This is a genomic window from Plantibacter sp. MDV22-iso1 (genome assembly GCF_058408345.1).
The window spans coordinates 317,244-338,483 of record NZ_JBZVDY010000004.1 but is presented as its reverse complement, the minus strand read 5'-3'; the positions used below and the strand labels follow the sequence as shown (position 1 = coordinate 338,483).

General features: G+C 70.7%; 19 protein-coding genes. 7 read left to right on the top strand and 12 right to left on the bottom strand.

Features of this window, described 5'->3' with window-relative positions; translation table 11 throughout:
* Positions 1 to 17 precede the first annotated feature (17 nt).
* Together AC4PMY_RS18615 and AC4PMY_RS18610 are read right to left on the bottom strand one after the other, a co-directional pair.
* The gene (locus tag AC4PMY_RS18615) at positions 18 to 1,265 is read right to left on the bottom strand and encodes an HRDC domain-containing protein (RefSeq protein WP_491623365.1); all 1,248 of its coding nucleotides are present in this window, start codon (positions 1,263 to 1,265) and stop codon (positions 18 to 20) included.
* A complete protein-coding gene (locus AC4PMY_RS18610; protein WP_079002473.1) occupies positions 1,258 to 1,854 on the bottom strand; it encodes a DUF3000 domain-containing protein in 597 nt (198 codons plus the stop codon). The genes AC4PMY_RS18615 and AC4PMY_RS18610 overlap by 8 nt, the downstream gene beginning before the upstream one ends.
* A gap of 88 nt (positions 1,855 to 1,942) precedes the next feature.
* Between AC4PMY_RS18610 and AC4PMY_RS18605 the strand changes: the two genes are divergently transcribed.
* Positions 1,943 to 3,136, top strand: a complete 1,194-nt coding sequence (locus AC4PMY_RS18605; protein WP_491623364.1) for an alpha/beta hydrolase family protein — start codon at positions 1,943 to 1,945, stop codon at positions 3,134 to 3,136.
* A 16-nt stretch (positions 3,137 to 3,152) separates the two neighbouring features.
* On the opposite strand, the gene AC4PMY_RS18600 is transcribed toward AC4PMY_RS18605, so the two are convergent.
* Both AC4PMY_RS18600 and AC4PMY_RS18595 read right to left on the bottom strand, forming a co-directional pair.
* Positions 3,153 to 3,587 carry a SufE family protein gene (locus AC4PMY_RS18600; protein ID WP_071260092.1) on the bottom strand — a complete coding sequence of 145 codons (435 nt, stop codon included), beginning with the start codon at positions 3,585 to 3,587 and terminating at the stop codon, positions 3,153 to 3,155.
* 83 nt (positions 3,588 to 3,670) lie between these two features.
* Positions 3,671 to 4,573: a sulfurtransferase gene (locus tag AC4PMY_RS18595; protein WP_064293794.1), complete on the bottom strand. Its 903-nt coding sequence runs from the start codon at positions 4,571 to 4,573 to the stop codon at positions 3,671 to 3,673.
* A 136-nt stretch (positions 4,574 to 4,709) separates the two neighbouring features.
* On the opposite strand from AC4PMY_RS18595, the gene zapE reads away from it, so the two are divergent.
* From zapE to AC4PMY_RS18580, 3 genes are all read left to right on the top strand, one after another.
* Positions 4,710 to 5,771 (top strand): cell division protein ZapE, encoded by a 1,062-nt coding sequence (gene zapE / locus AC4PMY_RS18590; RefSeq protein WP_064293795.1) that lies wholly within the window; start codon positions 4,710 to 4,712, stop codon positions 5,769 to 5,771.
* 198 nt (positions 5,772 to 5,969) lie between these two features.
* Positions 5,970 to 7,199, top strand: coding sequence for an ammonium transporter (locus tag AC4PMY_RS18585; RefSeq protein ID WP_064293796.1), 1,230 nt, complete (start codon positions 5,970 to 5,972; stop codon positions 7,197 to 7,199).
* 98 nt (positions 7,200 to 7,297) lie between these two features.
* Positions 7,298 to 7,843 carry a type II toxin-antitoxin system PemK/MazF family toxin gene (locus tag AC4PMY_RS18580; protein WP_231884253.1) on the top strand — a complete coding sequence of 182 codons (546 nt, stop codon included), beginning with the start codon at positions 7,298 to 7,300 and terminating at the stop codon, positions 7,841 to 7,843.
* Between the two features lie 19 nt (positions 7,844 to 7,862).
* Here the strand turns inward: AC4PMY_RS18580 and AC4PMY_RS18575 are convergent, their stop codons facing one another.
* The 4 genes from AC4PMY_RS18575 to AC4PMY_RS18560 all read right to left on the bottom strand — a co-directional run bounded on the left by AC4PMY_RS18575 (position 7,863) and on the right by AC4PMY_RS18560 (position 14,029).
* Positions 7,863 to 8,186 (bottom strand): hypothetical protein, encoded by a 324-nt coding sequence (locus tag AC4PMY_RS18575; protein ID WP_064293797.1) that lies wholly within the window; start codon positions 8,184 to 8,186, stop codon positions 7,863 to 7,865.
* Between the two features lie 71 nt (positions 8,187 to 8,257).
* On the bottom strand, positions 8,258 to 11,638 hold the full coding sequence (locus AC4PMY_RS18570) for an ATP-binding protein (RefSeq protein WP_491623363.1): 3,381 nt from the start codon (positions 11,636 to 11,638) through the stop codon (positions 8,258 to 8,260).
* Positions 11,635 to 12,480: a DUF4194 domain-containing protein gene (locus AC4PMY_RS18565; RefSeq protein WP_064293799.1), complete on the bottom strand. Its 846-nt coding sequence runs from the start codon at positions 12,478 to 12,480 to the stop codon at positions 11,635 to 11,637. Before AC4PMY_RS18565 ends, AC4PMY_RS18570 begins: the two co-directional genes overlap by 4 nt.
* A gap of 1 nt (position 12,481) precedes the next feature.
* The gene (locus tag AC4PMY_RS18560) at positions 12,482 to 14,029 is read right to left on the bottom strand and encodes a DUF3375 domain-containing protein (protein ID WP_064293800.1); all 1,548 of its coding nucleotides are present in this window, start codon (positions 14,027 to 14,029) and stop codon (positions 12,482 to 12,484) included.
* Between the two features lie 248 nt (positions 14,030 to 14,277).
* On the opposite strand from AC4PMY_RS18560, the gene AC4PMY_RS18555 reads away from it, so the two are divergent.
* Together AC4PMY_RS18555 and AC4PMY_RS18550 are read left to right on the top strand one after the other, a co-directional pair.
* Entirely contained in the window at positions 14,278 to 14,958 is a 681-nt protein-coding gene (locus AC4PMY_RS18555) for an esterase/lipase family protein (protein ID WP_491623378.1), read from the top strand.
* Positions 14,955 to 15,755 carry a glycosyltransferase family 2 protein gene (locus AC4PMY_RS18550; RefSeq protein ID WP_491623362.1) on the top strand — a complete coding sequence of 267 codons (801 nt, stop codon included), beginning with the start codon at positions 14,955 to 14,957 and terminating at the stop codon, positions 15,753 to 15,755. The genes AC4PMY_RS18555 and AC4PMY_RS18550 overlap by 4 nt, the downstream gene beginning before the upstream one ends.
* 50 nt (positions 15,756 to 15,805) lie before the next feature.
* Here AC4PMY_RS18550 and AC4PMY_RS18545 read toward each other — a convergent pair whose 3' ends face one another.
* Genes AC4PMY_RS18545 through AC4PMY_RS18530 form a run of 4 tightly spaced genes read right to left on the bottom strand, consistent with a single transcriptional unit; the run spans position 15,806 to position 19,969 of the window.
* Positions 15,806 to 16,666 (bottom strand): glycosyltransferase family 2 protein, encoded by an 861-nt coding sequence (locus AC4PMY_RS18545; protein ID WP_491623361.1) that lies wholly within the window; start codon positions 16,664 to 16,666, stop codon positions 15,806 to 15,808.
* Positions 16,663 to 17,649 (bottom strand): glycosyltransferase, encoded by a 987-nt coding sequence (locus tag AC4PMY_RS18540; protein WP_491623360.1) that lies wholly within the window; start codon positions 17,647 to 17,649, stop codon positions 16,663 to 16,665. Before AC4PMY_RS18540 ends, AC4PMY_RS18545 begins: the two co-directional genes overlap by 4 nt.
* Positions 17,650 to 17,693: 44 nt before the next feature.
* Positions 17,694 to 18,836, bottom strand: a complete 1,143-nt coding sequence (locus tag AC4PMY_RS18535) for a glycosyltransferase (RefSeq protein WP_491623359.1) — start codon at positions 18,834 to 18,836, stop codon at positions 17,694 to 17,696.
* Positions 18,833 to 19,969, bottom strand: coding sequence for a glycosyltransferase family protein (locus AC4PMY_RS18530; protein WP_491623358.1), 1,137 nt, complete (start codon positions 19,967 to 19,969; stop codon positions 18,833 to 18,835). The genes AC4PMY_RS18535 and AC4PMY_RS18530 overlap by 4 nt, the downstream gene beginning before the upstream one ends.
* A gap of 142 nt (positions 19,970 to 20,111) precedes the next feature.
* On the opposite strand from AC4PMY_RS18530, the gene AC4PMY_RS18525 reads away from it, so the two are divergent.
* Entirely contained in the window at positions 20,112 to 21,194 is a 1,083-nt protein-coding gene (locus AC4PMY_RS18525) for a hypothetical protein (RefSeq protein ID WP_491623357.1), read from the top strand.
* The last annotated feature ends 46 nt before the right edge of the window (positions 21,195 to 21,240 follow it).

Here is a 21,240-nt window from a genome sequence, read left to right as displayed (position 1 = left end):
CCCGGGTGCAGCGCTTCCTACGAAGCGTCCGGGTCAGGCTCCACCGGGGATTGGGCCGACTCGACAAAGGCGTCGGTGATCGCCCGGGCGGTCGCGTCGATCTGCCAAGGGCGTGCCTCGTGCTCGGCGAGTGCTGCGGCGACCGTCTCGACGGTGAGTGGTTCGGGCGGCGTCCAGGCCAGTCGGCGCAGCGTCTCCGGCGTGAGCAGGTTCTCCACCGGCATCGTCAGGAACTCCGCCGTCGCGAGGATCTTCGTCCGTGCCGCGGTGTACCTGGCGTGCGCGTCGGGATTCTTGTCGGACCAGCTGCGTGGCGGTGGCAGCGTATCGCTCGCCGGTCGGGCACCGGGGAGGTCCTCGGTGGTCTGGCCGGTGTGGATCGCGTTCCACCAGAGGTCGAGTTCGGTGCGGCTCGCGCGCCCACGGAAGTCCGAAAGGGCTGCGAGGTCGCGCTTCGAGCTGGGGTTGGCCTTCGCGGCCGCGGTGATCGAGGCGTCGGGGATGAGCCGCCCGGGGGCGGTGTCGCGGCGCTGCGCGAGTTCGTCACGCGCGATCCAGAGCTCGCGAGCGACGGCGAGGTTGCGTTGTCCGCGCACGGCGTGGAGTCCGGAGAGGCGGCGCCAGGGCTCGGCGCGGGGTGCCTTCGCCTCCCGGGCCAGCGTCGCCTGGAACTCCTGGCGCGCGATGTCGCTCTTCCCGGCATCCTCGATGCGGGCTGCCAGCTCCTCCGCGGCGTCGACGAGCAGCTCGACGTCGAGCGCCGCGTATTCGAGCCAGGAGGCGGGGAGCGGGCGGGTCGACCAGTCGGCGGCGGAGTGCTCCTTCGCCAGATGGATGCCCAACAGTTCCTCGACCACGGCACCCAGCCCGACACGCGGCAGCCCGAGCAGACGGGCACCCAGTTCGGTGTCGAAGAGCTCGCTCGGGTCGACGCCCACCTCGCGGAGGCAGGCGAGGTCCTGGCTGGCCGCGTGCAGGATCGAGCGTTCACCCTGGATCAGGGCACCGAGTTCGGCCATGGAGCCGATCGCGGGCGGGTCGTAGAGGAAGACCCCGGCACCGCGGCGGTAGACCTGGATCAGGTAGGCCCGCTGCGAGTACCGGTAGCCCGACGCGCGTTCGGCGTCGAGCGCGAACGGTCCGTGACCGGCGGCGAGCACCTCGAGTGAGGCGAGGTAGGCCTCGCGGGTGTCGGTGACGACCCGTGGTGCGGTCGGTGCGGGCGGCGGGACGAGCGGCGCCGATCCGGGCGCCGCGTCACTCACGGTGAGCTCGTTTGACGGACAACAGGGAGACCCCTTCGGTGGTCGGAGGCAAGCCGGCGAGCATGCACAGCAGCTCTCCCCATCCTTCCACGTGCGCCGCGACGTCGCTTTCCAGCGGTGTCCACGACGCGCGGAGCTCGATCTGTGCGCCGTCGCCCTGGCGGGCGAGCTCCCCGAAGCCACTCGAGATGATCTTCGTCGCGGTGCCGGACGCCGCCTGGTAGGAGGCGCCACGGGTGTCGAGGGCGTCCACGAGCCAGGACCAGGCGACCTCGGCCAAGAACGGGTCGAGTCCGATCTCGGTCTCCAGGGGAGCCTGGGCGAAGCAGACGACGCGGAAGCGTCCGCCCCAGGCGTCGGAACCGTCGGGGTCGTAGAGGAGGACGAACCGCCCCGTACCGAGGTCGGAGTCGGCATCGTGGCGACTCGGCGAGACGTCCGCCGCGAGGGCGATGGCGAACGGCGCGAGATTGCTCGGCGCGGGGATCTCCGTGACTCTCAGATCGGGCCGGACGGCTGCAGCGCGAACAGCGTCCACCGCTCGGGCGAACTCTTCGGGAACCTTTGCCGTCGTCGGACTCTCTACCACGACTGAAGACTAGAGTTACATCCCGATGAATGGGCAGAGGCACGCCGGGCGGAGACGCGGACCCCGGTCGCAGGCAGGCGGTCGAGGAGTGGCGGGCCCCGGCATCCGACGACGGGGTTCGGCGACGGATGCGATCGTCATCGCCGGCGGAGCCGCTGCCGCCGTCGGCGCCCTCGGACTCGCCGTCGTCGCGACCATCGCCCGCAAGGTGGTGGTCCCGGCTCGGGACCGCCCGAGCGAGGCACGCATCGTCGGCTTGGACCGTGCCGGAGGGACGATCGAACTCGTCGCGTCCCCGGACACGATCGTCCCGGGCCGCTACGGCAGCTGGGTGACGAGACGTGCCGCCTACGTGCAGCTGGGCGACATCCTCGAGGTGCGGCAGCACACGGTGGTCCGGACGCTCCTCGGCGGCGACGTCGACGCGCTCCGCGTCGGCCAGGAGGCCGAGTTCAGCGGGTGGTTCTTCCGCCGCCCGGAGGAGCTGGGTCTCGCCCACGAGGACGTGCTCGTCCCGACCCCGCTCGGGCCGGCGCCGGCGTGGGCGATCCACCCGGAGGACGGACCGTCCACCCGCTGGGCCGTCCTGGTGCACGGCCGGGGGACCACGCGATCCGAAGCGCTCCGAGCTGTGCCGAGCTTCCGTAACGCCGGGTACTCGTGCCTGCTCGTCTCCTACCGCAACGACGGCGATGCTCCGCCCGCGCTGGACTTCCGCTACGCGCTCGGCGACGAGGAGTGGCGCGACGTGGACGCCGCGATCGGTTGGGTGCGCGAACAGGGCGCCGCAGACGTCGTGCTCATGGGCTGGTCCATGGGCGGAGCGATCGTGCTCCAGGCCTCACGGCGGACGACGCACCCCGAACTCCTCCGCGCCGTCGCGCTCGATTCGCCGGTCATCGACTGGGTGGACGTCCTGCAGCACCAGGCCCGCGAGAACCGGATCCCGAGCGTCGTGGGTCGGGTCGCCCTGCTCGCCATCAGCCGCCGGTGGGGACGCCTCCTGACCGGGCAGGCGACGAGCATCGATCTCGGTCGGCTCGACTACGTCGCCAACGCCGCCGACCTCACGCTGCCGATCCTGCTGATGCACAGTGACGACGACGGTTACGTCCCGGCGGGGCCGTCGCGGGCGCTCGCCCTCGCACGACCGGACATCGTGACGTTCGTCCCGTTCACCGTCGCCCGTCACACGAAGCTCTGGAACTACGACCCGGAGCGGTGGACCGCCGCGGTCTCGGACTGGCTCGACGAGCTCGTGCCGCTACCGCCCGGGCACTGACCGACGGGCCGACGACTCAGGCGAGTTCGCGGAGACGGCGCTTCGTCCTGCCGAGCAGCGCCGACATCCCGCGCAGTCGCAAGGGCGACACCGCCCGGGAGAGTCCGATCATCTGCGGGAAGTCGTCGGGGACGGCGAGGACCTCGTCGACGGTGAGCCCGGCGAGCCCCTGGACGAGGATGCTCGCGAATCCGCGCGTGGTCGGGGCTTCCTCGGGAGCCGTGGCGAACAGGTGCACGATGCCGTCCTCGTCGACCTCGACGAAGAAGAACACGGGCGCCTGGCACTCGAGCACCCGCTCCATGAGATCGGGGTGGTCGCGGTACCGCTCCGGGAGGTCTGGCAGCTCGTCGCTGAATTCGAGGAGCAGCTGCAGCCGTGAGCGTTCCTCGACGGCGAGGAACTCATCTCGGATCTCGGCGAGGTTCGGGGCGAGGAGGGAATCGGTCATGGTCACTCCAGTATCGCAGCCGGGAACAGCGGACCGCCCTCCCGCACCGTGAAGCAGTGCGGAAGGGCGGTGGGTGGACGGGCTCAGCGCGTCGGTGCGTCGCCAGGCTCGGCGCCCTGCACGATCGGCACGCGCACGGCGCTGCCCCATTCCGTCCAGGACCCGTCGTAGTTGCGGACGTTGTCGAACCCGAGCAGGTGCTGCAGGACGAACCACGTGTGACTCGACCGCTCGCCGATGCGGCAGTAGGCGATCACCTCGTCGCCCTCGGCGAGGCCCGCGCCGTCGCGGTAGATCGCGTCCAGCTCCTCGGCCGGCCGGAAGGTGCCGTCCTCGGCGACCGCCTTGCCCCACGGGACGCTCTGCGCACTCGGGATGTGACCGGCGCGGAGCGCACCCTCTTCGGGGTAGGCGGGCGCCGTGGTGCGTTCACCGCTGTACTCCTCGGGGGAGCGGACGTCGATGAGCGGCTTGCCGAGGTGGGCGAGCACATCGTCCTTGTAGGCGCGGAGGGCCGTGTCGTCGCGCTCCACCACGGGGTACTCGACGGCGTCGCGCTCCGTGGCGTCGCGGGTGACCGCCCGGCCGTCAGCGATCCACTTGTCGCGTCCACCGTCGAGCAGCCGGACGTCCTCGTGTCCGAAGAGGCTGAAGACCCACAGGGCGTAGGCGGCCCACCAGTTGTTCTTGTCGCCGTAGATGACGACGGTGTCGTCTCGCGAGATCCCCTTGGACCCCAGCAGCGCGGCGAAGGCGGCTCCGTCGATGTAGTCGCGCTCGACCGGGTCGTTGAGGTCGGTGTGCCAGTCGACCTTCACCGAGCCGGGGATGTGGCCGGTCTCGTAGAGGAGGACGTCCTCATCGGACTCGACGACGACGAGACCGGGTTCGCCCAGGTGCGCTTCGAGCCACTCCGCCGTGACGAGGCGCTCGGGGTGGGCGTAGGCGGTGAACTTGGTCGAGGTCGAATCGGCGTCGACGGTCATGGGTACCTCCGGTCGTGCAGCTGGCTGCGGTGTGGCTCGGGTGTCGTGCATCTAGGCTGGAAGCCTGTCCCTTCGACAGTACGCCGTCCGCGCCACCGAACCACACCGATGCGTCAGACGCCGTAACCCAGCACCCATGCAGAGCCAGAGGTTTGCCGTGACCACGCCTTCCGTCCCGACCGGATTCCGCAGCCTCGCCGACCGTGTCCCCACGGTCAGTGGCGCCGAGATCGTCGCGAGCCTGACGCCACCCCGGCAGTTCGAGCAGGCGAGCTTCGACTCGTACCGTCCGGATCCCGATTTCCCTGGCCAGGCGGCCGCGGTCGAGAAGCTCCGCGCCTTCTTCGCGCCCCAGGCCGGTGGCGGTGGCGGCTTCTTCGGACGGCGGAAGCCCAAGGTGTCGGCGGCCAAGCCGGGCATCTACCTGGACGGTGGCTTCGGCGTCGGCAAGACCCACCTCCTGGCCGCGCTCTGGCACGATGCGCCCGGTCGGAAGAAGTACTTCGGCACCTTCATCGAGTACACGGCCCTCGTCGGAGCGCTCGGCTACGCGGCGGCGGTCGCGCAGCTGACGGGCGCGACGCTCATCTGCATCGACGAGTTCGAGCTCGACGACCCGGGCGACACGATGGTCATGACCCGACTGCTCGGGGAACTCGTCGCGACCGGGACGAGGATCGCGGCGACCTCCAACACGCCGCCGAACGCCCTGGGGGAGGGCCGCTTCGCCGCAGCCGACTTCCTCCGCGAGATCCAGGCCATGAGCGCCAATTTTGAGACCCTCCGCATCGACGGCACCGACTACCGCCGTCGCAGCATCGAGGGTCATGCCGTGGTGAGCTCCGAGGAGCGGTTCGACGCCCGCACCGAGGAGGCGGCGGCCGCCGGCCGGAACGTCACGGTCGACACCTTCGACGGTCTCATCACGCACCTCGCCGCCGTCCACCCCTCACGGTTCATCGGACTCCTCGACGGCGTCGACCTGATCGCGCTCCGCGACGTCCACGAGTTGACCGACCAGGGCCAGGCGCTCCGGCTCGTCGCGTTCATCGACCGGGTGTACGACGCACAGATCCCCGTGGTCACCACCGGCACCGCCCTCGACGAGGTGTTCGGCGGCGACATGCTCAACGGTGGGTACCGCAAGAAGTACCTGCGCGCGATGTCGCGCATGATCGCCCTCACCTCGATGGATTGACCGGTCCCAGCCGGTCACGAAACACGCTGTTTACCTGGACGGCACTCGCGTAACACGTCGGAAACACGCTGACAGTCGTGCGGAAACCTCCGTTCCCCAGACTGGTCGCTGTACCGAGTCGGACGGCGAGGCCGAGCTCAGCCGGTCCTCACCATCTCGGGCACCCGTTGCAAGACCACGATGTGTGAGGAAGATCCAATGGATACAGGCAGTATCGCTTGGGGAGTCACGGCAACCGCTCTGGTGCTGTTCATGACCCCGGGCGTCGCATTCTTCTACGGCGGCCTCGTGAAGGCGAAGAGCGTCGTCAGCATGATGATGATGAGCTTCGGCGCGCTGGGCCTCATCAGCGTGCTGTGGATCCTCTACGGCTTCAACATGTCGGCCGTCGGCAGCCCGCTGGAGTTCGCCGGCAACCCCTTCTCCGACTTCGGGATGACCGCACTCGCGAGCGGCGAGACCGCGAACACCGACCTGGTGGGGGCGACCTACGGCGCCACCTTCGCGATCATCACGATCGCGCTGATCTCCGGCGCCATCGCCGACCGCGCGAAGTTCGGCTCCTGGATGATCTTCGCCGGTCTCTTCGCGACCATCGCGTACTTCCCGATCGCCGCGTGGGTCTGGGGCGGCGGCTGGATCATGAACCTCGGAACCACGCTGTTCGGTGAGGATGCCGGTATCGGTGTCATCGACTACGCGGGTGGCACCGCGGTGCACATCAACGCCGGAGCCGCAGCACTCGCCCTCGCGCTGGTGCTCGGCAAGCGCATCGGCTTCCAGAAGGGCATCACGAAGCCGCACAACGTGCCGCTCACCCTCCTGGGTGCCGCCATCCTGTGGTTCGGCTGGTTCGGGTTCAACGCCGGCGCCGAGTGGCTGAACGAGCTCGCGAACGTCGGACTCATCGTCGTCAACACCGTCGGGGCCACCGCGGCCGCCATCATCGGTTGGATCGTCGTCGAGAAGTTCAAGGACGGCAAGGCGACCTCGGTGGGCGCCGCGTCCGGTGCCGTCGCTGGTCTCGTCGCCATCACCCCGGCCTGCGCGAACCTGACGCCTGGCTGGGCGCTGCTCCTCGGCATCGTCGCCGGCGCCGTCTGCGCCATCGCCGTCGAGCTCAAGTTCAAGCTCGGCTTCGACGACTCCCTCGACGTCGTCGGCATCCACCTCGTCGGTGGTCTCATCGGTACCCTGTACCTCGGCTTCTTCGCGACCGAGACCGGCCTCTTCGTCGGCGGCGGCATCGAGCAGCTCGCCGTCCAGGCCATCGCCGCCTTCGCCGTCCTCGTCTACTCCTTCATCGTGGCCTTCGTCATCGGCTTCGCGATCGAGAAGACCATCGGCTTCCGCGTCAAGAACGAGGACGAGATCGCCGGCGTCGACACCTCCGTGCACGGCGAAGAGGGGTACGCGCTCGTCGACTGACCTCGACCGCCATCGATTCGCCGAACGGGCGTCGTCCATCAGGACGGCGCCCGTCCGTCGTTCGCTGGGGTGGCGGCCGCGGACGATAGGGTGACGGCGTGTCAACCTTCACCTCGATCATCCGCCGCGTCGCGAACGCACTCCTGGGCCCCTCCACCCGCGCCGCCTCCAGTGCGGTGCGGACCGCCGGCCTCGCGACACCACCGACCACCACCGCCGCTTCACCCGGACGCTCGGGCCGGACGGCGACGGTCGAGGTCGATCCGCGGACGGTGGGCGCCGTGTCGATCGACTACGCCCCGGCCGTCGACGGCGATCCCGACCCAGGCGAGATCGTCTGGACCTGGGTGCCGTACGAGGAGCGCGACGGACGTGGCAAGGACCGCCCGGTGCTCATCGTGGCGCGCTCGACCGGAGGCTGGGTGCTGGCCGTGCAGCTGACGAGCAAGGATCATTCGCAGGACGGTGAGTTCGTGCCGCTCGGCACCGGCGGATGGGACAGCGCCGGCCGTCCGAGTTGGGCGAACCTCGACCGCGTCTTCCGCGTGCACCCCGACGGCATGAGACGGGAAGCGGCTCAGGTCCCGCGGGATCGCTTCGCTCGAGTCGCCACCGGGCTCCGGTCGCGGTACGGGTGGCGCTGACCGAGCGGTGACCGGCCGCTCAGGCGTACCGATCGCTCCGTCGCGGCGCTGCGTCCCACGGCACCTGCCCGTGCTCCCAGGCGTCCGCGGAGCTGGGAGTGGCCGGTGCGGCGGACCGGCGTCCACCCGGCACGGCACGCTCCGCCTCGGCGAGCGTCGCAAACCGACCGATCAGTCGGCGGTCCTCTGACCGCGGAGCCCAGGTGACGCAGCGGAAGTAGGCCGGTGCGCCGCTCGGCGCGAAATACTTCACGAGACCGGCCGGCCGGTCGGGCACATCCCGCATCACGATCCACTCGGCCTCGCCGATGCGGATCGGCGGGGCGGCGGGCCGGTCGGACATGGTTCGAACATATGTTCGAACACACGTCGTGTCAAGTCATGCCGCGATCCATTGAGATCGACGGAACAGCGCTATCCGACGCGTTCGAGCGGCTCGGCCGGGGCCGACCGCTCGATCTCGGCGACCCAGGCGTGTCGGGTCTCCGGATCCTTCCGGATCGACAGGAGCCGGTCCATGTAGGGCTCGAGCGCCGTCACCTTGTCGAGCGGCGCACCGATGACGAGCTGGAAGCCGAGCCGCAGCCAGGCGACCACCGCGCGGCCGGCGAACTCCGAGTCCGCCTTGATGAAGCCCTCGTCCAGCAACACCGGCGCGAACCTCGGACGCGGGCGGTCCTCGTCACCGAGCTGGTAGCGCAGGGCGGCGCCGACGATGAACGCGACGAGCTCCTGGGTCTCGCCCCCGCTCTTGTCGCCGAGCGAGGAGTAGACGCTGACGTCCTGCCCCGACGTGTCGTACCGTACGGCGGTGATCTCGACGTGACGGCGCACGTCGAGCACCTGGTCGCGGGTCGACTGGGCGCCGGCACCCGTGTCGCGCATCGACTCCATGAACCGGCGGAGCCGCTGGAACCGGGCCTCCAACTCGTCGTCGCCGAGGTTCGCGGTGACCTCGCTCGACAGGGCGCGCAGCTCGCGCCGGAAGGCGGAGGCCTCCTCGCGATGCACCCGGCGGAGGACGATCTTGAGACGATCGTGCGCCGGTCCGAACGGCAGGTCGCGCAGGATGTCGTTGACCGGGACCAGGCGGTCCTCGATCTCCTCGACGGCGCTGTCGAACGCGCTGCTGAGGGGGACCAGGTCCTCGCCGCTCCACTGGGACAGCCGGCGGCGCCACTCCTGGCGGCGCTCGGGGAGACCGGTGCCGAGGATGCCGTCGAGGATCGCCCGGTAGTCGCCGTAGGACTCGAGCGTCGTGCCGAGGTTGGGGTCGTGCCAGATCGACTGGTACTGCTCGAACACGTGCACCTGTGCGAGCGCGGCCTGCTCCGCCTGGCGGACGGCCGACGACAACTCGTCACCGAGCCGGGCGCGGAGCCGCTTCATCGCATCGCCGAACCCACCGAGTGACGGCACGCCGCCCACCGCTGCGAGGGCGGCTTCGATCCGCTCGACGTCGGCGGGGGAGACCTCCTCCACCTCGGAGCGCTCGAAGCGGTCGATGACCGTCGTCGCCGCGTCCTGCTGATCGACGAGCACCCCGTGCTCTTCGTCGAGGCGTCTGACACGGTCCTCGGCCGGGAACCGCTCCGCGTTGGCGGCGTCGAGTTCACGTTGGGCGGCCGCCACCGAGCCCTGGAGCTCCTGCAGGACGTCACTGGCGTCGAGCAGACGCTCCAGCTCGGCCGCGGCGGCGTCACGGAGCGCTGCTGCACCGGCGACGTCGATCCGGGCCCACTCGGTGTCGAGTCGGTACCGGTGGGCGGCCCGCTCGGCCTCACGACGCGACAGCCGCTGCTGGATCCCGGCCTGTCGACCGGCGATGACCTCGAGTCGCCCGCGGATCTCGGCCGTCTCCGCCTCGATCGACGCGATCCGCGCCTCATTGGTGAAGCCGAGGATCGGTGCGCCGCCCGTGTCGCCGTGAGAGCCGCGGCGGCCGTCACGCAGCTGGCCGTTCACGGTCACGCGGCGACCTCCGCCCGAGAGCTCCGACGGTGTCTCCACACACCGCGCGTCGATCCGGTCCGAGGTGACGCGCTGCTCGATCCACGTACTGAACGGGGAGGTGCGGTACGTGACGCGGCCGGAGATGAACGCGGGGTCGCCCGCGTCCGGGGAGGACGGCTCATGCAGCGGGACACCCTCGAACTGCAGGCGGACCGGGATCCGGACGGCGTCGATCGCGCGGCCGAACGCGTCGAGGTGTTCCTCGTCGACGAGGACGGTCCTCGCGAGACCGTGGAGGGTGACCTCGATCGCGGGACGCCAGGCGGCATAGGCGGGAGCGACGTCGATGAGCTCGGCCACGAACGGCAGCTGTTCGGGATCGAGTCCGGCCGCCTCGGCGAGGGCGAGCCTCGCCCGGTGGAGTCGATCGGGGACCGCGCCGTCACGGCCGCGAAGCGACTGCAGCTCACGGCGGAGCTCGGTGTTGCGCTCCTCGAGGGGGAACGCTTCGCGATGCAGCTGGGCGCGATCGGTCTCGATGGCGTCGAGCGCGGTGTCGTCGTCGGCGAGGAAGTCCTCACTGCGGCCCAGCGCACGCCGGAACGAGGCTTCATCCTCGATCGGATCGTCGAGGACCTCGGTGCGCTCGTCGAACAGCGACCTGGCTCGTGCCACCTCGGCGTGCGTCGCCTCCGCGGCCTCACGGCGTTCCTCGGCACGCCGCAGCGCGCTCCCGCCCTGCTCCGACACCTGACGCTCGAGCTCGCGGACGCGGACACCCGCGGCAGCAGCTCGTGCCCGCGCCGCTTCCAACGTGGCCCCGGCCTCGAGCTTCTCCCGCCGGTTCCTGGAGACCGCTTCATCGAGCAATGCCTCGTGTGCGCGACTGCGCCAGACGGTGAACGGGGTCGTGCCGTCCTCGGTGAAGCCGAGGCGCTCGAGGTCGGCCGCCGCCCGGTGCCCGTCCTCGTAGTCGCGACGCAGCTCACCGAGCCGCTCGAGCACCCGAGCCTTACGGCTCTCGGTCTCCATCGCGAGGTACGCCTCGTCGAGCGCTTCGAAGTGCGACAGCGCCCGGTCGGCCGCGTCGTACGTGCTCGGACGCTCCAGCACCATCGACTTGTACAGGCCGTCGACCGTCGGCAGGTGCTGGCCCGCCTGGATCCTGGCCAGCAGACGCATCGCCCGTCCACCGTCGCCACCGGCACCGATGCCAAGACGAGTGTGCAGCGTGTAGGACAGCTCCGCGTAGGTGTCGCGGACGACGAATCCGGGGATGCGACCCTGGAGCTCACCGGCGTCGAACCGCTTCGGCACGAACGCTTCGAGATCCGTGAGCTCGAACGGCCCGTCGACGGTCGCCATGGTCATCGACAGGTCACCGGTGCGCAGCGCACGTCGCGGGACGAGGTAGGCGCGCACGACGGTGAAGCGACGGTCGTCGTCGTTGAGGAAGGTCACCGCCACGGCACCCCAGGTGAGCTGATCCGTGCCGCGCAGGTTGATGTCGCGCATCGCCCCGGTCTGCGGGTCCCGTGCCGAGTCGACCTTGCCGCGGAGATACGTGAGCAGGTTGCGCTGGTCTGGATTCCGCGCCCGTCCGACCGCCGCGTCGTTGGAGGCTCCGTTGAACGGCACGTCCGACGGCATCATGACCGCGAGATACGCGTCCATGAGCGAGCTCTTCCCGGTTCCGGAGGCGCCGGAGATGAGCGTCGCGCGGGAGGCGAAGTCGACCGATCGGTACCCGTCGAACCCACCCCAGTTGATGACCTGCATCCGTTCGATGCGCCACTGCTCGACGAGGTCCAGCAGGGTGTCGGTGTCCGTGGAGCGGCTCATCGGTCGTCCTCTGCTGCTTGTGGCTGGGTCTGGTCGTCGGGGGAGTCCTGCGACTCGGCCACGGTGCCGTCGGGCTCGTCGTCCGCGTCCGCGTCGGCATCGGTTCGCGGCTGTTCGGAGGCCGGATCGACCGCTGCGGTCTGCGTCTCGAGCCACTCCAGGAGTTCCTGGAGGCGCTCGAGGGGGAGGAGCGTCTCCACCACCGACGCGATCCGGTGGCGGCGGGCGTCCTTGGTCCGCAGCAGGACGCGCGCGGTCAGCAGTTTGTCGATCGCGCGCTCGACGCGTCCGTCGTCGCGGGCGCGGTCGGTGGCGTGCTCGGGCCGGAAGCTCGCGACGAAGCCGAGGAGCTCGTCGTGTTCGACGATCGCGGCCCGTGCGCCGTTGGCCAGTTCGGTCCGGAGACGCGTCCGCAGGTAGACGAGCAGGATCGTCTCCTCGCGGCTGTAGCTGGTGTCGTGCAGCAGGGTCGGGAACGGACGCCGCCCGCTCTCCGAGCCCGCCTGGCGCTTGAAGGCGACCTCGGCCGAGCGGTCCACTTCGAGCTCCAGGAACAGCTCGTTGAGGCGGGACCGCAGCAGCGACTCGGACTCGAGGACCGTCCGCCACTCGGCAGGCTGGAGCGCGGGGCTGACGTAGCGGTGCTTCAGCAGAGCGACCAGCGCACGACGTTGAGCGGCGTCGAGGCGTCCCTCGTCCCCTTCGAAGAGGGCGAACGAGTCGTCATCCGGGTCGGCGACCGGCGCGTCGGCGGGTGTGAAGGCGTCGAGTCCGTCCGTCGTCAGGTCGTCCGACGTCGAATCGGTCGTCGCCGTCACGGTGGGATCCGTCTCGGAGGTCATGTCATTCCGTTCCGCGCCCGGCCTGGTCGGCCGGAACAGTCGTCGTGGTCGTCGTGGCTCGCGTCAGCGCTGCGACACCGGCCTCACCCAGTGGGAAGGCCGGGAGTTCGAACGCGGTGGTCGTCCCGTCCGGACGGACCGTCTCGTAGCGACGGCGTGGTGCCTGCTCGTCGTACGTGCCCAGCTGGGTCATGAGGTGGACGAGGCCGAAGAGCTCCACAGGTCGTCGGAGTTCCGGATCGAGCGCCGAGAACGCCGCATGGGCGTCCTCGGCACCGGAGGTCACCGCATCGAGGAGTCCGGCCCGGAGCTCGTCGAGGAGCGGACCACCCTGCGACCGGAGGGTGTCGAGCGACATCGCCGCGCCGTCGATCCGTTCGACGGCGGTCGCGATCGGCGGCGGTGCGACCTCGACGTCCGGATCGTAGAACCGCTCGCGCAGGTGCTCGATGTCGATGGTCTCGGGGAGGAGCGGCAGGTCGACGGAGGCGCGTGGTCCCGCGGTCCGCATCCAGATGCCGAGGCGCTGGTTCAATGCTCGCAGGGTCGTGTCGAGCTCGCGGTCCTGCACGACGTCGTGATGCACGATGTGGTCACGGAGCGTCGCGGTGAGCCGCCGACGCTGCGCGAGGACGTCGTCGATCCCCTGTCGGATGATCCCGACGGCACCCCGGAAGCCACGGAGCTCCGCGGGCCCGAGCCTGGCCGAGAAGGGGTGGTCGAGGATCGTGGAAAGGTCGCGCTTGAGGTCCTGGAGCAGATCGTCGTTGCGGAGGAGCTCGAAAGCGCCCTCGAAGGCCCGACCCTCTGCCGTCGCCGTCATCAGCTCGTCGGTGCGCCGGAGGTAGTCGTCGAGGATCTCGCCGATCGGTCGGGTGTCGTTCCGGAAGTCCTCGACGATCCGCCGGTGCATCGCGATGACCGACTCCTCGACCCGGCGGAAGTCGCTCGGGAGCTGACGGATGAGGTCGGCGATGTTGGCGTAGCCGTCCTGCATCCGGTCGTCGCTCGCCGCCACGACGGTGCCGCCGGCCGCGACCCGTTCGCGTTCCGCCTGGAGCTCCGCGAGCTGCGCGTCGATACGACGGAGATGCTCATCACGGTCCGGGTCGGCCTGCAGCGCCCATCGGCGCACCGAGTCGAGGATCATGGTCAGGCGCGACTCGCTGATGAGGGCGCGGTCGTGTGCGAGGCCGTCGACGAGCGAGACCGCTTCGAGCGCGTGCGAGGTGAGCGAGTACTGTTCCTCGCCGTCGTCGGTGCTCGTCCGGACGAGCCACTGGTCGTGCACCCACTCCCGGCAGAGGGATCGTCCGCCACCGCGTTCGTCGCCGCCGGCCGGGATCCGCGCACCGCGAGCCGCGAGTTCGCCGAGGTACTCCTCGACCTGCAGATGGAAACGGTCCGCTGCGACGAACTGGACGTCGCGGCCGAACGTGGTGCGGAAGATCGCGACCACCGCCGGTGCGGTCGGGCGACTCAGGAGCCGGATCGCGGGACGCTCCAGCGCGTCCCGGACGCGGCCGAACTCTCCGTCGATCTCTCCCACTGCACTCCTCGATCGTCCGGGCACACGAACACCCCGAGGCCACCGCAGCTGCCAGATTATCAGCGCACCGCACCCGTGGTGAGCCACGCCGAGCATCGTCGGTCCCGATCAGCCCGGGTCCGGTCCGGCCGCTGTCAAGGTGCAGGGTGAGGCCGGGTGGTCCGGTTACGGTGAGGACATGGGAACAGAGCGACGCCCCCAGGTCCTGCGGGGAGACGGTTGAGCCACGCGAACGGTGACCACCGGTGATCCGATCCGCGCTGCGGACACTCGGCTGGTGGGCGCGCGACTACGCCTACGCGCTCGTCTGGCAGCTCCGGGCGTTCGTCAGCCGCACCGATCCGCATGACTTCCTGTCCGGCGACCGGTCGCCGGTCGTGGTCCTCCCGGGCGTCTACGAGACCTGGCGGTTCCTCGAGCCGCTCATCCGCCGACTCCACGACGACGGGCACCCGGTGCACGTGATCGACCCGCTCGGGCGCAACGACCGCGCGGTCCCGGTGGCGGCACGACTCGTCGCCGACTACCTCGAGGCGAACGGGCTCGGCGACGTCGTCCTCCTCGCGCACAGCAAGGGCGGGCTCGTCGGCAAGTACGTCATGTCGCTCGGCGGCGGCGGAGCCCGGATCTCGGGGATGCTCGCCGTCGCGGCGCCGTTCGCCGGATCGCGGTACGCGAGGCTCATGCTCCTCCCGAGCCTCCGCATCTTCACCCCCGACGACCCGACGATCCTCGCGCTCTCCCGCGAGGCGACCGTCAATCCGAGGATCGTCTCCGTCTACGGGCGCTTCGATCCGCACATCCCGGGCGGCAGCCGACTCGAGGGTGCCAAGAACGTGGAACTCGACACCGGCGGTCACTTCCGGATCCTCGCCCACCCACGGGTGTTCGCGGAGGCACAACTGCTGGCGGATGGGCGAGACGCATGACGGTCGAGGCACACGAGACCGCAGTCCACCCGCCCATGACCGTGGACGTGGTCGTTCCGGTGAAGGACGACGCCGCGCTCCTGCGCCGCTGTCTGCGCTCCCTGCGCGCGCAGCACACCGGACCCGCATCGATCATCGTCGTCGACAACGGCAGCCGCGATCGCGCCGAGGTCGCGGCCATCGCCGAGCGGTATTGCGCGGTCCTCATCGATGAGCCGATGCCCGGCATCCCCGCGGCGAACGCAGCCGGCTTCGACCACGCGACGGCGACGGTCGTCGCGAGACTCGACGCGGACTGCGTGCCGCCGCCGGACTGGTTGACCCGGATCACCGAGGCGTTCGCGACGGACCCGGAGCTGGAGGCGCTCACCGGCCCCGCCGTCTTCATCGACGGTCCCCGCCCGCTCCGAGCACCGCTCGCCGGCCTCTACCTCGGGGCGTACCGGCTCTTCGTCGGGGCCGCCCTCGCCCAGGTCCCGATCTTCGGGTCCAACTGTGCGGTCCGACGCGAGACGTGGGAGCAGATCGCCGAGACGGTGCACCGCGAGGATGCGGAACTGCACGACGATCTGGACGTGTCGACACACCTGGGTCTGCACCGACGCGTGCGCTACGACCGGTCGCTCGGGATGGGGATCTCGATGCGCCCGTTCACCGATGCCGGTTCGCTCGCCCTCCGGATGCGTCGCGGCTGGACCACCCTGCGTGTGCACTGGCCGGAGGATCTGCCCGCCGTCCGATGGCTCCAGCGCAGCACACGACTCCGCAGCGGTCCACCGGGTGCGATTCGTCGCTGACGAGTGACGCCCGGGCAGTGGCCGATGAGACGGCACTGTCCCGTCGACCGTTATGCGCCGGAGCCCGTCGCCATCGCGCTGGTGGTCGCGGTCGGCTGAACGCGGACCCAGTCCTCACCCACCCGCCGCACGGCGCCGGCCTGAGCGAACGCCTCCAGCCAACCGGTCATCGGCCAGGTTCCCCACCGGTCGGCGAAGCGCGCGCCGTTCCGGAGGATGTCGTCGAAGTGCTGCCAGGGCGGGCGCTGCGTCTCGTGGTGTTGGTGGTAGGCGTGCGCGCCTCCGACCCACACGAGTGGTGTCCCCGCCGCGCTCAGGGCGAACGCGAAGTCGGTGTCCTCACCGCCGTAGCCTTCGTAGCCCTCGTCGAACCCTCCGGTCCGGGACCACGTCGAGCGAGTCGTCGCGAACGACAAGGACCAGAACAGCGGGTACTCGTCCTCGGAGGCGACACGCTCCGCGCCGTCCTCCGGGTTCGGTCTCGCGGCATGTGGTGCCGTCGCCGCCGCCAACGCGTGGTGGTCGGTGACGTCCACGCCGGGCTGCAGATAGGTCACCGGTCCGCAGAGGATGGCCCCCGGATGGCGAGCTGACGCTTCGCGGTACCGGTCGAGCAGTGCGGGCCCGGGGACGCAGTCCGCGTCGAGGAACACGATGAGGTCGGCACCGCGCTCGACGGCCAGCGCGGCACCGAGGTTCCGACCTGCCGCGAGACGGAGCCCGTCGGGCCCCGGTGGGAGGTGGACCGTCAGCTCCGCGTCGAGAGCCGGTGGTGCGTCGTCGCCGATCCACACGACGAGTCGCTCCACCACGTCACCCGACGTCGGTATGAACGCCCTGACGGCCTCGAGCTGCCGTTCGAGGTGCCCGAGTCGTGGGCGCGAGCACAGGGTCACGATCGACGTCCTCATCGCCCACCCCCTGCAGGATCGCCGGCCGCGACCGCCTCGATCGCCTCAGCTGCCCGTCGGGCGGCGCCCGCCACCTGCCAACGAGACCAGTCGGGGTCGAGCTCCGCAGCCCGGTCGAGGACGGCCGGCCAGTCCGCAGCGTCGGGCCAGGATGCCCGCACGACCGCCAGCTCGTTGGCTTCGAGTGCACGGGCGGTGGACATCTGCTCGTCGAACGGGCGTTCCTGTGGGACCACGATGGCCGTGACGCCGGCCGCGGCGAGATCGGCGATCGCGTTCTGACCGGCCCACGACACCACCACCTCCGCCCGGCAGAGCGCGTCCCACGGGTCGTCGGTCCAGACGGACCCGGCACCGGTGCCGAGTGAGGTCCAATCGCGACCGCTGGCGCGGGCGGCTTCCTCCACGGCGTCCCGCGACACCGCGGAACCCCCGGCACCGGCGAGGAGGAGCACCCCGCTGCGTCCGGCGTCCGCAGCCGTCCGCTCGCGTCCCTCGAAGCGACTGATGCCGCCGGTGTACACCACCTTGTCCTGCACGGGACGCAGGTGCTCCAGCTGCAGCACACCCTGAGGCCATGGGGCGATGATCGTCGACGCCGCACGGAAGGCAAGCGCGTGCGGCTCGTCGTCGCGATGGCCCGGCTGTGCCATGACGACGGTGGGGACACCGAGCAGGCGTGCGAGGAGCACCACCTCGACGGAGACGTCCACCACCATCGCGTCCATCTGCTGCTGCGTGAGAGCGGCGGCGATGGTCGCAAGACGAGCACGGTGACCGGCATGGCCGAGTGGCGCCCAGTGCAGCAGCCCCTCCGCGGTCGGATCGCAGTCGTCCGGGGGAGACGCGCCGTCCGGCACGTCGTCATCCCGGTCGAGCACCACCCAGGAACAGTTCGAGGGGAGTCCCACCGGAGCCGGGAACGAGCTGAAGCAGACGATGTCGGCGTCGAGGTGGGGTGCGACGGCGAGCAGACGCGTCACGTGCCCCCGTCCGTGGTGGTGCACGTACCAACCGATGCGCGGCCTCACGAGCTGAACTCGTCCACGCGACCGGAACCGAGCACCGGCGAGTCGCCGAGGAGCGCCGCGAAGTGCTCCTCGAGCCGGCCCACCCTGGCGTCGAGCGAGAACCGGGCGAGGGCGGATGCCCGGATCGAGGCGCGGAACCCTCGGTCCAGCTCCGACTGCCGGATCAACCCGTCCACGCGGTCCGCCATGGCGGCCAGGTCTCCCGGTGCGACGACCTGCATCCCGACGCTGGCCTGGGCGATCTCGGGCACACCTCCGACGGCGAAACTGACCACCGGTGTCCCGGTCATCAGCGCCTCCGGCGCGACGAGACCGAACGGCTCGGCCCACGCCGGCGTCGAGACCGCTGCCGCGCTCCGTCCGACGAGCGTGGCGAGTCGCGCCGGGTCGAGCGGCCCGACATGTCGGACGTCGCGTCCCAGCAGCGGCGACAGCACGCGCTCGGCGTACACCGGATCGCCCACGCGACCGGCGATGACGAGCCGGCGACCCAGTCGGCGGGCGACGTCGACCGCGAGGTGCGGGGCCTTCTCCGCGACGACCCGCCCGAACCACACGAGGTCGTCACCCCCTCGGCCGGCCCGCCAGGCATCCGGATCGATGCCGTTCAGGAGCACCTCGGACTCGACACCGGCCGTCGCCCAGGTGCGCTTCGTGAACTCGCTCACCGCCAGGAACCGGCTGCCGTCGGAACCGGCCCGGCTCGCGGCAGCGGCGACGGCCTCGTCGACCGGCGTGTGCAGGGTGGTGATCATGGGGACGCCCAGCTCAGGTGCCAGTTCCACCGGGAGCGCGTCCAGGCAGTGGTTGGACACGACGTCGTATCGCCCTGGCCGAGCGGCGATCGCTTCGAGCGCGCGACGCAATGCCGGGACGGATCGGGTCATGTGGCCCGGGGGATACCGCTCGTCGTCGGGGGAGGACCAGCGCGGCCACCGCAGTTCCGGTAGTTCGAAGACGCTGCCGCGCTCGACGAAGTCGGACCCGCGGACGCCGATGAAGGTCACCTCGTGGCCTCGTGCTCGGAGCGCGGTGACCTCCGACCACACGGCGGATTCGAGCCCGCCGGCATGTGGGCGACGGATGGGGAAGCGCAGCGGGGCGATGACGACGACGCGCAGTCGTGGACCGGCCGTCACGAGGCGCGCTCGGCGATGACTCGTCGGTACAGTTCGGCGTGCGCTGCTGCACCGACGGCGTCGTCGACGACGCGCCGGGCGCGGCGTCCGGCGACGGTTGCGATCCGGTCGGAGGAGCCGGCGCGGGTCGTGCCGTCCGCGTCGAGCAGCGCGCCGATTGCACGCTCGAGTGAAGCGCCGTCCCCGAGGTCGTACGCGGAGACCGTGTCGTCGGAATGCTGCTCGAGGTACGCTCCGATCCCGGACGGGACGGCGACGGACACGCCGAGATCCCAGCAGAGTTCGAGCCAACCCGAGTGCGTGCCGTGCCGGTAGGGGAGCAAGCAGACGTCCAGGCGGCTGAGTGCCATGGCGAGTCCGAGGTCGTCGAGACGCTCGTGCTCGATGAGCAGCGCCGCTTCCGACCTGCCGACAAGCCGTCGGACGGCTTCACGTGCCTCCGGATCGCGGACCGCGTGGTGCATCCGGATCTCTGCGACGACGTCCGCTCCGCGGCGGCGGAGGCGTTCGACCGCGTCGATGAGGGTGATGACGGCACCGACCGCATCGACATTGGGGCGCAGGTCCTTCAGGTGGACGCCGACCCGCGTCTCCGCCGACGGTGACACGAGCGGAACCGTGACGTCATCCGACAGGAGCGACGGGTGCGGGATGACGACGGCGTCGCGGCCCCAACGTTCCCGGATGCCGGCGGCGGCGCCAGGAGTCAGGGTGATCAGGGCGTCTGCTCCACGGACGAGCTCGTCGAGCTGCCGGTCGTAGGCGGCCTGGTTGTCGAGCTGCGGGTGTTCGAGGTCGTGCACCGTGTAGACGACCAACCAGCCGACCTCGTGCGCGGCCTCGAGGCAGGCGGTCACGTGTCCGGGTGGGAACGACTCCGTGCCGAAGTGGATGTGCAGGAGATCGGCATCGGCGACGTGGTCGCGGATCCAGCTCGGATCGAGGGCCACGGGCGGCCACCAGACGCCGGATGGTGCTCCCTCGACCGGCGGATCGTCCAGGACGTCGATCTCGGGCGATGCCGTGACCCGGCCGACGTAGGGGTGCGCGGCCGGGATCGACACGACGCGGATCGGACGAGGCGTGCGGTCGGCGACTCGAGCGGTGGCGTGCGGCGTCGCGGTCGACTGCATGGCGGGATCCCCTGTACGGATGCGGGCGCGAGACGCGCGGACGGGTCGGCGCGATACGGGCGCCGTCCTCCGAACATAGGTCCGATGACGAGAGTGCCCGCGACCCTTGACGCGGGCCCCCCACTGCACCACCATGACGCAGGTGATCGCAGCCCCACCCCGTCTCCTCATGGTCGGCCCCCAGCACCACGGCGTCGTCCAATACGCGATCGACGTCGCCGACGCCGTGGTCGACGCTGATCCTCGCGCTGAACGGGTGTACGCCCCGACCCCGTCCGACGCCGTGCACCTGCTCGACGGCGTTGACCGTGCACACGTCCACGTCACCGACCGCCTGTTCGGCCGGTCGCCCGAGGAGGCGGCGGACGCCGTCGAGCGCCTCGCGGACGTCACCGAGTTGACGGTCACCCTCCACGACATCCCGCAGACCTCGGACGGTAGGATGCTGGACCGCCGCATCGCCGCCTACGCGCGCTTCATCGCCGCCGCCCACGCGACGGCCGTCAACAGTCGTCATGAGCAGGCGCTCGCCGAGGAGTTCCTCGGTGTCAGTGCCTCGGTCGTTCCATACGCCATCCCGCTCGGCTCCCGGATCGCATCCGCTCCGGCCACCGTGGACGATGCGTCGCAGCGCGGAGCGGCCCGTCCGCTCACCGTCCTCATCGCCGGGTTCATCTACCCGGGGAAGGGCCACGCAGCGGCGATCCAGGCGGCATCGAGAGCGGCGGAGGATCTCCGTGCCACCGGTCACCCGATCGCCGACGTCGTCGTCCGTGCCATCGGCGCCCCCTCGGCCGGCCATGAGGACGACGTGCTCGACCTCGAGGCGGAAGCACGCGCCGCCGAGGTCTCGTTCGAGGTGACCGGATACCTCGACGATGCGGCGTTCGCCGCGCAGATCTCGCTTCCTGGCATCCCGCTCGCCGCGCACGGCCATGTCTCCGCGTCGCGCTCGATGCTCGACTGGGTCGAGGCAGGCCGCCGGCCGCTCGTCGTCGATTCGCGCTACGCGGCGGAGATGGAGCAGTTGCGGCCGGAGACGATGGTCCGCTACGACCCGTCGTCGCTGCACACCGAGTTGGCCGCGGCCTGGCTGGATCCCTCCCGGACGCGCCTGCCCGCCGGTCGCAGCCTCCGCCCCGCGCTGCCGGACACCGCGAGCGCGTACCTCGACTGGTGGGGCGCGACGGCCGGTACCGGTCGGCACCGCCCGCCGACGCTCTAGCACGCTCGCAGGAGCGACGCACCACCCTGGCCTCCGGTCGCTCGAC